The organism is Methylobacterium sp. J-072, assembly GCF_022829425.1.
Taxonomy (GTDB): Bacteria; Pseudomonadota; Alphaproteobacteria; order Rhizobiales; family Beijerinckiaceae; genus Methylobacterium.
On record NZ_JAKSYK010000120.1, the window covers coordinates 1 to 12,760 of the forward strand.

Sequence of the window (12,760 nt, forward strand, 5' to 3'; positions counted from 1 at the left end):
GTGGCCGCCCACCGCTTATGACGGGCGCCTCGCCTACGTGCAGGTCCGCCACGGGGCGACGACCTACACGGTCAAGACCGTGCCGGCCTCCGGAGACCGGCCGGAAATCCGCTACACCGAGACAGGAGAGGCGAAGGGCGAGCCGTCCTTCAGCACCCTCACGGCGGTCGACCTCACGGACGGCGGCAAGATCGCCTGGACGATGCGCTCGGGCAGCCGGCTCTCCGGCGGCACCCTGGCGACGGCGGGTGGCCTCGTCTTCTCCGGCGAGGAGGATGGCCATCTCGACGCCCACGATTCCCGTGACGGCACGCTGCTCTGGCGCTTCCAGTGCGGCGCGGGCATCAGCGGCCCGGCCATGACCTACGCGCTCGACGGCAAGCAGTACCTGGCGGTGGCCGCGGGCGGCGCGTCCTTCACCAAGGCGGCCGGGTTCGGCACCGGCGACGCACTGCTGGTCTTCGCGCTGCCCGATTGACGCCCGCCGAGCTTGACTGGAGGAGTTCCAGCCTTTGGCGGCGGGGATTCGTCCGGACCATGACGCAGGAACAGGGCAGGGACGGCGCGGCTGCGGACGCGCAGCCGAGCCATCGCGGGGCGCCGGTGATCCGCACCATCGCGATGCCGGCCGATACCAACCCGGCCGGCGACATTTTTGGCGGCTGGCTGATGGCCCAGATGGACCTCGCGGCCGGCAACGTCGCGGCCCGGCGCTCGCGCGGGCGCTGCGCCACGATCGCGGTGGACGCGATCACCTTCCACCACCCGGTCTTCGTGGGCGACGAGGTCAGCCTCTATGCCTGGTTGATCAAGGTCGGGCGCTCGTCCCTGCGCATCCAGGTCGAGGTCTGGCGGCGGGAGCGGGCGAGCGAGACCACCATGAAGGTCACCGAGGCGACCTTCACCTTCGTGGCGATCGGCGAGGACCGCCGCCCGCGCCCGGTGCCGCCGGAGGCGGGCGGGATGTGAGCGGCGGCCTTACGCGCATTGAGAAGCCGTCAACGTAGGCGCCGCGTCAGATCAGGTGCGAGCCTGTCGGCGTGCGTCTGATCAGCGTTCCCCATCTTGGTAGTCTGCTACGCACGGTGTGTGTCAGTCTGCTCTCGAAGGGCGGACGCGTCGCATCGGACATCACGGGGCGGGCATCGTCGATGGTGTCGTGCTACCATCGGGTTCGGTCAGGAGCGGCAAATGAATCTGGTCACTCCTCACGATGTCCTGTCAGCCTACGCCCAGGCCAAGATCAGCTCGGACGTTGCGATCTCGTCGCTCGGCTTGAACGGGTTTCGCGACCTGATCATCGCGATGGCCGATGCGGGACACCGGCTCCCGCGCCCAGCCGAGGCGGAGACCGAGGCTCAGGTGGATTCGGCGATGCCGCTGCTGCTTTCTGTTCTCGATGACGGCCGTGGCGATGCTTGACCTCGTGATCCCGGATACGGGACCGCTGATCACGCTGGCGCTCATCGATCGTTTGGATCTGCTCGATCGTTTCCGGTGCCCGATCCTGGTCACCGACATGATCCACGCCGAATTGACGCGCGGACCGGATACGGCACCGGACAAGACGGCGATCGAGCGCTGGTATCGCGCGCGGGGCAACCGGGTTCAAACGGTGGACACCCTGTACGGCACCATGTGGCGGGAACTGCCTGAGGAGACGCGTCGGTCCATCAAAAGGCAATTCCCGAATGCCGGTGAGGAATCCATCCGGGAGTTCGCGGGACGGGTCGCCGAGGTTCTGCCTGAGGGGGACCAGATCCTCGTCCTGTTCGAGGAAGAGAAGGTCAAACGCATGTCCTTCGGCAGGCACGTCCATTTGCTCCATACCTGGGCGTTCATGGTGGCCCTGGAACGGATGGGCGTCATTCCCTCGGCCGACGATCTCTACAAGCAGGTCGAACAGCGTGGCAGGACCATCGCGCGCGACGTGTACGAACGCCGCGCTTCCGCCGGGGGTGGCTATGCGCAGGATTGGACGGAAGACTACGACCGTCAGGCTGGTATCTGATCGGTCTTCCTGTTCTCGACTGCTGGCATCCGCGGAAGCGGCAAGGCCCTGACTGTCCCGAGACCGGGCCTGTCAGCGCCTCGGGGGCGTTCTGGCGACATCAACACGCCCAGATGGGTTAGGATCAGACGGTGCGTGATCGATCGAACCGCCCGCCTCACCCCCGCGCAATCGCATACCGCGTCCGCAACCGCAGGCCGAACACCGCCATCATGAACATGCAGCAGGTGGCGTTGTTGCCGTTGTAGAGCACGGTCTCGAACGAGGCCGAGACGAGCCCCAAAAACCACAGGCGCAGGAACAGCAGCGTCTCCGCGTCGAGCCCCCGGCCGCCGGCGACGCGCTGGAGGTCGCGCACCGGCGCCAGCACGAAGACCCAGATGGTGAGCATCAGGAACGGGAAGCCGCCGATCAGCGCCGTGTCGAGATAGGCGTTGTGCGAGTGGTTGGCGGTGTTGACCCAGGTCAGCTCCTCGGAGCCGCCATACATGGTCCGCTCGGTCATCCAGAAGGCGCCGATGCCCCAGCCCCGCCAGGGGCGGACCAGGATGTTGTCGAGGGCGAATTGCCAGATCTCGCTGCGGCCCGTGAAGGTCGCGTCGGTGAGCAGCGCGCCGATCGCGTCCTGGATCGCCGGGACCAGGATCGAGCCGATCGAGATCAGCGAAAACCCGGCGATCGGCCCAAGCAGGAGCAGGCCGCGCAGGGCGCCGCCGGTGAAGATCCGGCACAGGCCGGTGACGGCGAGGATCACCGGCAGCAACAGGATCGCGGTCTTGGAGCCGCTCGCCACCAAGAGGCCGACGGCCAGGAGCACGATGCTCCAGCCGAGCACGCGGCTCGCCGCGGAGGCGACGTAGAGGCCGACGATCACCAGGATCACCATGGCGGCCCCGGCCTCGTTCTTCTGCGGGAAGATGCCCCGCCACAGGCCCGGATGGCTCGGATCGGAATTCACGTCGAAGGCCGAGTGGATCGCCAGATCCGGCACCAAAGCCACCGCCAGGTACGACGACAGCAGGATCACCAGGGCCGACCAGGCCATCGTCAACGCCAGTTGCCGAGGCGACCGGGCGACCAGCAGGACGCCGGCGGACAGCATCGCCGCGATGGCGAACAGGGCGAGCCGCCGCAGCGACAGGCTGGGCTCCACCGACAGGAGCGCGGTGACCCCGAGCCAGGCGGTGCAGAGCATCAGCGGCCCGGTCGCGAGCGGGCGCAGGTGGCGAAAGCCGATCCGGTGGAGCGCCGCCGCCATGCCGAGCCCGGCCGCCACGAACAGCACCTGGGTCAGCAGGCTGCCGTCCTCGGAGGCCGCCAGCGACGACCGGTCGGACAGGTCCTTGAGCCAGACGTGGTTCCACAAGAGGACGAACACCGCCCCGTTCAGGAGCACGCGCAGGACATCCGGCACGTCGCGCCCGGCTGCGCCATGCCGGGCGTTTTCAGCCGGGATCCCGATCGCCGCGTCCGCCGAAGCCATGCCGTTCCACCGCAGGGGCCGCGTGATGCGGCGTTGATCATTGTAGCGGGTGTGGTCGCCGGGGCGATGGGTCGACCGACGGTTGCACGGGGGGATTTAGCGATAACCTTAGCGGGGTGGCACGGCCCTGGCGCTTCGGAGCGGATCAAGCATCCCGAGGATCGGAGCGTGTCACAAACGCCCAAGCTCCCTCCCTGTCATTCCGGGGCGCCGCAGGCGAGCCCGGAATCCAGAGCCGCCGACGGTGCAAGATCTTGTTCGACCTATGGTTCTAGATTCCGGGCTCCGCTTCGCGGCCCCGGAATGACAGAGCGGTTTATTCGGCTGGCGTCCCTTCGCTGACCGAAAAATAGCTCCAAGCAACCGCCGTTTTCCGAAAACGAACTCACTCGCGCGATTGCCGCGACCCTTTGGCCTGATAACCTAAGCTCGTTTCCGCGCCGCCCTCACTGCGAAGCGCAGCCACCGCCGATCCTGCAACCAACATGGCGGCATCGCGTCCACAGACGCTCCCGAGCGGGCCGGCTCGCGTTGCGGTACGATCGGCCCGCGCAAAAAACAGGTGTCCCATGACCCAATCGGCATCCCGGGCGGTCATCGTCCAGCCCGGCGGCGGTTTCGACAAGGTGGGGTTCGGCGAGCGCCCCGTCGCCGAGCCGGGACCCAGCGAAATCACCGTGCGCCTGCGCGCGAGCTCGCTGAACTATCACGACTACGCCGTGGTCAGCGGCCTGTGGGGTCCGAGCGAGCCGCGGGTGCCGATGTCCGACGGCGCCGGCGAGGTCGAGGCGCTGGGTCCGGGGGTGGACGGGTTCGCGGTGGGCGACCGGGTCGTCAGCACGTTTTTTCCCACGTGGCTGGAAGGTGTGCCGCTGGTCGAGGGTTTCGCCACGGTGCCGGGCGACGGGGTCGACGGCTACGCCGCGAGCGGGTCACGGCGCCGGCCACCGCCTTCACCCACGCCCCCCGGGGCTGGGACCACGCCGAGGCCGCGACCCTGACCACGGCGGCGCTGACCGCGTGGCGCGCGCTCCACGCCGATGCCGGGCTCAAGAGCGGCGACGTGGTGCTTGTGCAGGGCACCGGCGGCGTGTCGCTGTTCGCGCTGCAATTCGCCAAGGCGGCGGGCGCGACGGTGATCGCGACCTCATCGAGCGACGCGAAGCTCGAGCGCCTGCGCGGCCTCGGGGCCGACCACCTGATCAACTACCGCGCCGATCCGGCCTGGGGCGCGACCGCAAGGCGGCTGACCGACGGGCGCGGGGTCGACCACGTGCTCGATGTCGGCGGCCCGGGCACGCTGGAGCAGTCGATGGAGGCGGTGCGCGTCGCCGGCCACATCTCGGTGATCGGGATCCTCACCGGCGTGGCCGGTCCGCTGCCGCTGGTCCCGGCGCTAATCCGCCAGATCCGGCTCCAGGGCGTGCTGGTTGGCAGCCGCCGCCATCAGATCGCGATGATCCGCGGCATCGAGGCCTGCGGCCTGCGGCCGGTCGTCGACAGGATCTACCCGCTGGCCGAGATCGTGGACGCCTTCCGGCACCAGGAGAGCAACCGCCATTTCGGCAAGATCTGCATCCAGATCTGAGGGGTCTCTTACCGCCGCATCGTGTACTGCGACCGCCCGGCGGCCTGGCGCATCAGGAACGAGGCCATCTCGGCGAGTTCGGGAGCCTTGGAGCGGAAGGTCACCGAGAGGGCGAGCAGCGTGTCCTTGTGGTCGAGCCCGGCATAGACCCGCTCCTGCACCGGCACGTGGGCGGCGCGCAGCTTGGCGGCGAGGCTCACCGTGTGCCGGGGCTTCACCACCGTATCGGCCTCGCCGGTGGCGAGGAAGGTCGGGGGCGAGAGCGGGCCCGCGAAGGTCATCGGCTGGGTGAGCGGCAGGTCGGGGGCCTGCCCGAACACCTTGGTCGTGGTGTCCTGATCGAGCGGCAGGAAGTCGTAGGGGCCGGACAAGCCGGCCACCGCCTTGATCACCTTGGGATCGACCCCGGCGGCGTTGAGGTAGCGCGGATCGAGCCCGAGCATCACGGCGTTGTAGGCCCCGGCCGAATGGCCGGCCAGGACGATGCGGCGCGGGTCGCCGCCATAGGCCGCGATGTTGTCGCGCACCCAGGCCAGCGCCGCGGCGCCGTCCTCAAGGAAGCCCGGGAAGGCCGTCTCCGGGAAGAGCCGGTAATCCGGCAGCACCGTCACGAAGCCCTGGGCGGCGAGCGCGTGGCCGACGAAGGCGTAGTCGTCCTTGGAGCCGCTCTGCCAGGAGCCGCCGTAGAAGAACACCAGCACCGGCGCCCGCTCGGCCGCCACGGTGGGCACGTAGACATCGAGCCGGCGCCGCTTCCCCTCGCCGAAGGTCTGGTCCCGGGCGGCCAGGCGGCCGCCGGCATCCCGCGGGCCGATCGCGTCGAACAGGGTCAGCGGCGAGGCGGCGCTGAAGCCGAAAGCCGCGAGCCCAAGGCCGAGAAGGCTGGCAAACGCGATGAGGAGCCGTGTCATATCCCGTCCGGTTGCCCTGATTGGTCCATTCAAGGCGCCGCTCGGGGCGGATTGATGACGGGAGCGGGGCGACAGGTAAAAAATCAGCGCCTCCTCCCGAACGGTGGAGGCCGGCTTTCGGATGGGAGGATGCGCTAGGTCCGCAGCACGATGCAGGCGCCGCCGACCTTGCGGATGCGGCCGCACAGGTCGTCGGCGGCCTGCCGGCTCTGGGCGGGGAGGCGGATCCGGTAGAAGGCGCGGGTGCCGCGGTTGCGCAGGCGGGTGCCGATGATCATCGGCCGCGCCTCGCCGATCACCCCGGCATAGGCGGTCCGGGTCCGGTTGAAGCTCTGCAGGGCCAGGGCCTTGGAGAAGTTCCCGGCGAGCTGGATGCCCCAGGGCGCCGCCGGCCCCTCGTTGGGCCCGATCGCGAACCGGTCGCCGCGGGACGGGATGCGCAGGCTGGCGGTGACCTGCAGGCAGGTCACCGGCGCCTCCGGCTTGGCATCGGGCTTGGCCTCGGGCTTGGCTTTGGCCTCCGGCGCCCCGCCCTCGGGATAGGTGATCGCGGCCGCATTGCCGCCCCGCCAATCCTCGGCCGGCGCCCCCGTGATGGCGGCGACGTAGGCCCGGGTCTCGGCGGGCAGGCCGCCATCGCCGGAAAGCCATTTGCTCACCCGCGAAGCACCGCCGTTATAGGCGGCGGCCGCCAGCCCGAGATTGCCGAACTGGGTCTTGAGGTCGGCCAGCAGATGGGCCGCGTGCGGGATCGCCTGCTCGGGATCGAACGGATCGAGCAGGCCGCGTTCCCGGGCCGTGCCGGGCATGAACTGCGCGACGCCCTGCGCACCGGCCGAGCTCACCACGCCGACGCGAAAGCTGCTCTCGCGCCAGATCAGCCGGGTCAGGAACGGCACCGGCAGCCCGCGCGCCTTGGCGGAATCGTCGATGAGGCGGCAGAGCGCCTGCTCGACGGTCTCGGTCGCGCCCTCGGACGGGGCCGCAGCGGCCGGTCTGGCGAGGAGGAGCGGGAGGATCAGGAGGGCGCCGAGGCGCAGGCGGGGGGCGATCACGCAACCGCTTGTAGCGGGGCGCACCGGGGGATCAATCCATACGGTTGGGGGGTGATGTCGCGCCGGGCACCGCCGGCCCGCGTCCTGAGCCCGGAATCTGTCCCAATCTCTCGCCTCATCCTGAGGCGTGAGCGCAGCGAGCCTTGAAGGAGCCGTCCAGGGATCGCGCGCTCCCTGGAGGCCTCCTTTGAGGCCTCCGCTACGCTTCGGAAGCTCAGGAGGAGGGCGCAGATGGGAAAGACGAGCTCGGACAGCGCTCAGGGGATCCGAAGCAAGGCCGCCGACCAAGATGATGTCCACAAGCCTTATGTCCGTCTAAGTTGCAAAATTGCGAGCATATTCCCGCGCCTCGATCGTTCGACAACAGCGCTTCATCGGCACGACCTCACGCTTGGCCTTGGACTTGCTTTGACAGCAAGATCCTTGATGCATCCGGATCGGGAGACGGGACGCGAGATGACAGAAGAACCGGGGTTCAGTCGGCGCAAACTGATCGCCATGGTCGGCGCCGCAGCCGGGAGCGCGGCCGCCTATCAGGTCATGACCAGCCTCGGGTTCGCCGAGGAATCGCCCTACCGCGGGCCGATCCGACTCGATGGCGACCCGAAGGGCGCCTCGGTGCTGATCCTCGGGGCCGGGCTCGCCGGCATGACCGCGGCGCTGGAGCTGCACCGGGCCGGGTACCGGGTGCAGATCCTCGAGTACAACACCCGCGCCGGCGGCCGGAACTGGTCGCTGCGCGGCGGCGACACCTACACGGAGCTGGGCGGCGCCACGCAGCGGTGCGAATTCGACGCCGGGCTCTACCTCAATCCCGGCCCCTGGCGGATTCCCTACCACCACCACGGCGTGCTCGATTACTGCCGCCGGCTCGGCGTCGCCCTGGAGCCGTTCATCCAGCTCAACCACAACGCCTTCGTGCACAGCACGACGGGCTTCGGCGGCAAGCCGCAGCGGATCCGCACGGTCAAGACCGATTTCGACGGCGCCACCGCCGAACTCCTGGCCAAGGCCACCCGCAAGGGCGCGCTCGACGCGCAGGTCTCCAAGGAGGACCAGGAGATCCTGATCGAGGCGCTGCGCGCGCTCGGCGGCCTCGACAAGGACCTCGCCTATCGCGCCGGACCGACCTCCTCGGAGTTCCGTGGCTTCGCCCACGATCCCGGCGGCGGGCTCTCGGCGCGCCCGGTCGACGGCGAGCCGATGGCGCTCCACGACATCCTGACCTCGCGGCTCTGGCGCGGCCTGGAGAATTTTCTGCTGTACGAGTTCCAGACCACGATGTTCCAGCCGGTCGGCGGCATGGGCCGGATCGGCGAGGCCTTCGCCCGCGCCCTGCCGCCGGACACGATCCGGTACGGCGCCAAGGTCACGGACATCGCCCAGGATGCCCACGGCGTCACGGCGACCTACCAGGATCTCGGCCAGGGCGGCGCGGTGCGGCAGGCCCATGCGGATTGGTGCGTCTGCGCCCTGCCGCTGACGGTGCTGAGCCAGATCCCCACCCAGGTCGGCCCCAAGATGAAGGCCGCCATCGACGCCGTGCCCTACGCCTCCTCGGTGAAGATCGGCCTGCAGTTCAAGCGGCGGTTCTGGGAGGAGGACGAGCACATCTTCGGCGGCATCTCCTACACCGACCTGCCGATCCGCCAGATCGCCTATCCCGCGACCGGCTACAATGCCGGCGGCAAGGGCGTGCTGCTCGGCGCCTATACCTGGAACGGGCCGAACTCCTACGAATTCACGGCGCTCAGCCCCGCCGAGCGGGTGCGCCGGGCGGTGGCCTACGGCAGCCAGATCCACCCGCAATACCGCACCGAGTTCGAGACCGGGATCGCGGTGGCCTGGCACCGGGTGCCGTTCACGCTGGGCTGCGCCGGCGACTGGACCGACGAGGCCCGGGCCGAACACTACGACAACCTCTGCGCGATCGACGGACGGATCATGCTGGCCGGCGAGCACGCCTCATACATTCCGGCCTGGCAGGAGGGCGCGATCCTCTCGGCGCTCGACGCGGTCACGCGGCTTCACAAGAGGGTCCTGGCAGCATGAGTGCTTTTGCGATCACCCGAACCCTCGCGCTGTTCCTCGCCACGGGCGTCGGTGCCGCCGCGCAGGAGCACGCCATCCATGCGGCCCTGCCATCGGCCGGCCCCGCGATGAGCGAGGGCAAAACCTTCACCGAGGCCGGGGGCGAGGCGCTCTACGCCCAGGTCTGCGCCGCCTGCCATCAGGCGGGCGGGGAGGGCGCGGTCGGCGCGGCCGCCTATCCGGCGCTCAGGCACAACGAAAAACTCGCCAGCGCCGGCTATCCCGTCACGGTGCTGCTGTACGGCCTGCGCGGCATGCCCCCGCTCGGGCGCATGATGAGCGACACCCAGGTCGCGGACGTGGTGAACTACGTCCGCACCCATTTCGACAACCCGTACGGCGACGCGGTCGCCCCCGAGGATGTGAAGGCGGCACGGCCATGATCGGACGAACCTGGATTTCCGCAACCCTCGCGCTGGCCCTGGCGGCCGGGCCTGGGCTCGCCGAGGACATCACCCGGCATCCGATCCCGGGCTCGGACTTCCCGATCTCGGAGGCGGTCGAGGTGCCGGCCGGGCACGCGACCGTCTATCTCAGCGGCTTCGGGCCTTCGGTGACCAACCCCAACGCCGAGAAGAATTCCTTGGCCTCGTTTGGCGATACCCGCGCCCAGACCGCCTCGACCCTGGCCTCCATCGAGGCGGCCTTGAAGCGTCGGAACCTGTCGCTGCGCGACGTGGTGAAGATGACGGTGTTTCTGGTCGGCGATCCGGCCAAGGGCGGCCGCCTGGATTTCGCCGGCCTGATGGAGGCCTACCGCGAACAGTTCGGCACCGCAGCCCAACCGAACCTGCCGACCCGCTCGGCCGTCCAGGTCGCGGCTCTGGCTAATCCCGGCTGGCTGGTGGAGATCGAGGTCACCGCCGTTCGGCCGTGACCGGGGGCTGCGCGGACAGCCGCACATGCCCCACGTCATCCCGGGGCCGTGCAGCGATGCCTGGGATGACACCGTTTCGGGCCGGATCACGCGTCCGCTCGGCCCGCTCCGTCATCGCGAGCGCAGCGAAGCGACCCAGGGACACGCCATGGTCTGAAATCGCGCGCCGCCCTGGTTTGCTTCGCTCCGCTCGCAATGACGCTGCCGGGCGCCCTGAAGCGTTCGTTCGGAACAAATTTAAGAGACCCCAAACCCTTTGGCGCCCTGGCGCCTGAGCCGTCCGACCCACGCCCTCATCCTAAGGCGTGAGCGCAACGAGCCTCGAAGGAGCCCTCCAGCCGGCCGCGCGCTCCCTCGGGGGCTCCTTCGAGGGCACGGCTGCGCGTCGCCACCTCAGATGACGGGGAGGGTGGGAGAGCCGCGTGCCGGCTCGGGTTGGATCACGACGCCGAACGGCACAGCTTCCGTCGCCGGCGGCCGGTCCTATCCCGTGCCGTTCGGTTTTTTTGGGGGCTTAGCGCGTCCCCTGTCGATGTGGCTTACCCGGCAGCCGGTACACCACTGGTCGGAGGTAGGTGGTCTAAACCGGGCCATTGGCGCGATCCGCGAAGGGTGGATTTCTGCCTGTCCGCTTATGGTCGGCACTGCGTGGAAGCGGACCTCGTCTACGGACGCGCTTCTCATTAGTTCGGCAGCAGTCCCGCCTCCTGATAGCTCCTGATCAACGCGTCGAACAGGTTTATGTCCGAACGGCTTCGAGCGATGATCTGGGCTCCGGCTACAGCAGCATAGATGGCACGAGCTCTCGTCTCGCTGTCTTTTGGCTGAACCAGCTTTGCTGCAACCAACTGCTCGCGAAGCCAAGCCGTGTTCACGTCGGCAAAAGCCTGAACCTCCTTCAAGACCTGCTCGGGCAACGCGTCATATTCTGCCGCCATGAAGCTGCTGAGGCACATGCGGTTGTTGCGTTCCAGGGATAGGCGGAAGATGCCGGGGTACTGCCGCAAAGCTTCTGTCGGGCTTTCAGTCCTGGTCGAAAGGGCTTCGAGATCGCGAGCGATGTCCTCCCAATAGCGGCGCGCAACTGCTTCACCGAGGAGGGCCTTGTTGGCGAAGTAGTAGTTGATGCTAGCGGCCTTGATGCCGACGGCCTCCGCAAGGTCGCGGAAATTGATGCCACCGTAGCCATAGGCCATCGCGGCTTCCCTCGCAGCCGCGAGGATCGCCTCCCGTACATCCCTCTTCAACGTCGCTGCCATTCTCAACCTCCGTCTGTCATATGGCAGACAGGGGTTGACGGGACAAGATGTCCTCCCTAGCTTGGTGTCTGTCATATGACAGACAGGCAGCCCTCTAAGAAAGCGAGATGACGATGTCGGACAAGCTCAAGCTCTTCACCTCTCCCTCGGCCTTCCCGAACCCGCAGCGCCTGCGGATCTTCATGCACGAGAAGGGCATCGCCGATCACTTCGACGAGACGGTCTACGACATGTCACCGGTCGGCGAGCAGCGAGGATGGAAGCACCTGAAGATGAACGCTTGGGGCGAGACACCGACCCTCGCGCTCGCCGATGGCTCTTACCTCAGTGAGACCTCTGCCATCGCCCGCTACCTCGACGACGCGTTCGAAGGCCGCAAGATCATGGGCGGGACGGCGCACGAGCGCGGCCTCGATCAGATGTGGGACAACCGAGTGTGGGTGCACATCCTCTACCCCATCGTCACCGCATTCCATGTGCTGCATCAGGGTCTGGGCCCGAAGCTCGAACTGACCAGCAATCCGGCTTGGGGCGAGCATTCACGCAAGGTGGCACTGGCGCATGCCGGTCTCGTCGACCGGCATCTCGCCGACGGCCGCGAGTGGCTGCTGGGCGGCGAGATGCCGACGTTCTCGGACATCACGTTGGCGACGGCGATCGCCTTCTCCAAGTTCCCGGTCAACGCCACTCCGCTCGACGAGCGCTTCGAACATCTCGACGCATTTTGGCAGCGCTGGCAGACCCGGCCAACCTTTATCGCTGCCTATGCCGACCGGAGCAGCGGCGTACCGGAAATCGACAACCGCACCTGAGCGTCCAGCGGACTGTCCCGCCGGCCGTCTAACCGCAATCCTGCCCGAGGAGATCATCATGCCTTTTGCACGTATCGATCTGATCCAGGGGAAGCCGCCCGAGTACCGCGCCGCCGTGGCGGACATCGTCTATCGGGGCATAGTCGACGTCCTCGAAGCGCCCGATGGCGACCGCTTTGTAGTGGTTGGCGAGCACACACCCGACAATCTTATATATGATCCACAATTTCTTGGCTTCAGCCGGTCACCAGATTTCATCTTGATCCAGGTGACCAGCACCGTCGGCAATAAAAAGGACACCAAGTTCGCTTTTTATCGTTTCGTTGCCGACGAGCTGAAATCGAAAATGGGCGTCCGCCCAGACGATATCATGATCAACATGGTCTTTGTCGACAAGGAGGACTGGTCGTTCGGTGACGGTCAGCCGTGGTGACGACTTCCGACATCACCTCGATCTGAAGCCGCAGGACCGCCAACTGATGACCGGTTTGGAGAAGCGCCAACGGCTGTCGTGACGACTGCAACTGAGGATCGATTCTGTTGAAAAACTCGGGTGTTGCAGCGGTTGTGATGAGGTGATTCACTCCTGTCGAGAGACGGAGATCGAAGCAGATGATGGGACCTCGGCAAGTCGAGCAGGGTGCCTTGTTCTACGAGTTCTCGCTCGACACTC

General features: G+C 67.7%; 13 protein-coding genes and 1 pseudogene. 10 read left to right on the plus strand and 4 right to left on the minus strand.

What is annotated here, in order from left to right; all coding sequences use genetic code 11:
• The 4 genes from MKK67_RS13980 to MKK67_RS13995 form a co-directional block, all read left to right on the plus strand.
• Window positions 1-478 (plus strand): PQQ-binding-like beta-propeller repeat protein (locus MKK67_RS13980; protein ID WP_243965633.1); only part of this gene is annotated, 478 nt, incomplete at its 5' end.
• 59 nt (window positions 479-537) lie between these two features.
• The gene (locus MKK67_RS13985; protein ID WP_243965634.1) at window positions 538-969 is read left to right on the plus strand and encodes an acyl-CoA thioesterase; all 432 of its coding nucleotides are present in this window, start codon (window positions 538-540) and stop codon (window positions 967-969) included.
• A gap of 222 nt (window positions 970-1,191) precedes the next feature.
• Window positions 1,192-1,422: a hypothetical protein gene (locus tag MKK67_RS13990; RefSeq protein WP_243965635.1), complete on the plus strand. Its 231-nt coding sequence runs from the start codon at window positions 1,192-1,194 to the stop codon at window positions 1,420-1,422.
• Window positions 1,409-2,011: a hypothetical protein gene (locus MKK67_RS13995; RefSeq protein WP_243965636.1), complete on the plus strand. Its 603-nt coding sequence runs from the start codon at window positions 1,409-1,411 to the stop codon at window positions 2,009-2,011. Before MKK67_RS13990 ends, MKK67_RS13995 begins: the two co-directional genes overlap by 14 nt.
• A gap of 157 nt (window positions 2,012-2,168) precedes the next feature.
• Here MKK67_RS13995 and MKK67_RS14000 read toward each other — a convergent pair whose 3' ends face one another.
• Window positions 2,169-3,494, minus strand: coding sequence for an O-antigen ligase family protein (locus tag MKK67_RS14000; protein ID WP_243965637.1), 1,326 nt, complete (start codon window positions 3,492-3,494; stop codon window positions 2,169-2,171).
• Window positions 3,495-4,063: 569 nt separating this feature from the next.
• On the opposite strand from MKK67_RS14000, the pseudogene MKK67_RS14005 reads away from it, so the two are divergent.
• A pseudogene (locus MKK67_RS14005) lies at window positions 4,064-5,082 on the plus strand (zinc-dependent alcohol dehydrogenase family protein).
• Between the two features lie 8 nt (window positions 5,083-5,090).
• Here the strand turns inward: MKK67_RS14005 and MKK67_RS14010 are convergent.
• A complete protein-coding gene (locus tag MKK67_RS14010; RefSeq protein WP_243965639.1) occupies window positions 5,091-5,993 on the minus strand; it encodes an alpha/beta hydrolase in 903 nt (300 codons plus the stop codon).
• A 134-nt stretch (window positions 5,994-6,127) separates the two neighbouring features.
• Entirely contained in the window at window positions 6,128-7,048 is a 921-nt protein-coding gene (locus MKK67_RS14015) for a lytic transglycosylase domain-containing protein (RefSeq protein ID WP_409568400.1), read from the minus strand.
• 456 nt (window positions 7,049-7,504) lie between these two features.
• Between MKK67_RS14015 and MKK67_RS14020 the strand changes: the two genes are divergently transcribed.
• From MKK67_RS14020 to MKK67_RS14030, 3 genes are read left to right on the plus strand one after another with little or no spacing between them, the layout of a single operon-like run.
• Window positions 7,505-9,100, plus strand: coding sequence for a flavin monoamine oxidase family protein (locus MKK67_RS14020; RefSeq protein WP_243965641.1), 1,596 nt, complete (start codon window positions 7,505-7,507; stop codon window positions 9,098-9,100).
• Window positions 9,097-9,522: a c-type cytochrome gene (locus MKK67_RS14025; protein ID WP_243965643.1), complete on the plus strand. Its 426-nt coding sequence runs from the start codon at window positions 9,097-9,099 to the stop codon at window positions 9,520-9,522. Before MKK67_RS14020 ends, MKK67_RS14025 begins: the two co-directional genes overlap by 4 nt.
• A complete protein-coding gene (locus MKK67_RS14030; protein WP_243965645.1) occupies window positions 9,519-10,016 on the plus strand; it encodes a RidA family protein in 498 nt (165 codons plus the stop codon). Before MKK67_RS14025 ends, MKK67_RS14030 begins: the two co-directional genes overlap by 4 nt.
• Window positions 10,017-10,699: 683 nt before the next feature.
• Here the strand turns inward: MKK67_RS14030 and MKK67_RS14035 are convergent.
• Window positions 10,700-11,275, minus strand: a complete 576-nt coding sequence (locus MKK67_RS14035) for a TetR/AcrR family transcriptional regulator (protein ID WP_243965647.1) — start codon at window positions 11,273-11,275, stop codon at window positions 10,700-10,702.
• A 113-nt stretch (window positions 11,276-11,388) separates the two neighbouring features.
• On the opposite strand from MKK67_RS14035, the gene MKK67_RS14040 reads away from it, so the two are divergent.
• Together MKK67_RS14040 and MKK67_RS14045 are read left to right on the plus strand one after the other, a co-directional pair.
• A complete protein-coding gene (locus tag MKK67_RS14040) occupies window positions 11,389-12,087 on the plus strand; it encodes a glutathione S-transferase family protein (protein ID WP_243965648.1) in 699 nt (232 codons plus the stop codon).
• A gap of 58 nt (window positions 12,088-12,145) precedes the next feature.
• The gene (locus tag MKK67_RS14045) at window positions 12,146-12,520 is read left to right on the plus strand and encodes a tautomerase family protein (RefSeq protein ID WP_243965649.1); all 375 of its coding nucleotides are present in this window, start codon (window positions 12,146-12,148) and stop codon (window positions 12,518-12,520) included.
• The last annotated feature ends 240 nt before the right edge of the window (window positions 12,521-12,760 follow it).

What these genes read in the sequence shown, in the direction of transcription:
- MKK67_RS13985 (WP_243965634.1), top strand. Translation starts at nt 538, where the DNA reads ATGACGCAGGAACAGGGCAGGGACGGCGCGGCTGCGGACGCGCAGCCG.
- MKK67_RS13990 (WP_243965635.1), top strand. Translation starts at nt 1,192, where the DNA reads ATGAATCTGGTCACTCCTCACGATGTCCTGTCAGCCTACGCCCAGGCC.
- MKK67_RS14000 (WP_243965637.1), bottom strand. Translation starts at nt 3,494, where the DNA reads ATGGCTTCGGCGGACGCGGCGATCGGGATCCCGGCTGAAAACGCCCGG.
- MKK67_RS14010 (WP_243965639.1), bottom strand. Translation starts at nt 5,993, where the DNA reads ATGACACGGCTCCTCATCGCGTTTGCCAGCCTTCTCGGCCTTGGGCTC.
- MKK67_RS14020 (WP_243965641.1), top strand. Translation starts at nt 7,505, where the DNA reads ATGACAGAAGAACCGGGGTTCAGTCGGCGCAAACTGATCGCCATGGTC.
- MKK67_RS14025 (WP_243965643.1), top strand. Translation starts at nt 9,097, where the DNA reads ATGAGTGCTTTTGCGATCACCCGAACCCTCGCGCTGTTCCTCGCCACG.
- MKK67_RS14030 (WP_243965645.1), top strand. Translation starts at nt 9,519, where the DNA reads ATGATCGGACGAACCTGGATTTCCGCAACCCTCGCGCTGGCCCTGGCG.
- MKK67_RS14035 (WP_243965647.1), bottom strand. Translation starts at nt 11,275, where the DNA reads ATGGCAGCGACGTTGAAGAGGGATGTACGGGAGGCGATCCTCGCGGCT.
- MKK67_RS14040 (WP_243965648.1), top strand. Translation starts at nt 11,389, where the DNA reads ATGTCGGACAAGCTCAAGCTCTTCACCTCTCCCTCGGCCTTCCCGAAC.
- MKK67_RS14045 (WP_243965649.1), top strand. Translation starts at nt 12,146, where the DNA reads ATGCCTTTTGCACGTATCGATCTGATCCAGGGGAAGCCGCCCGAGTAC.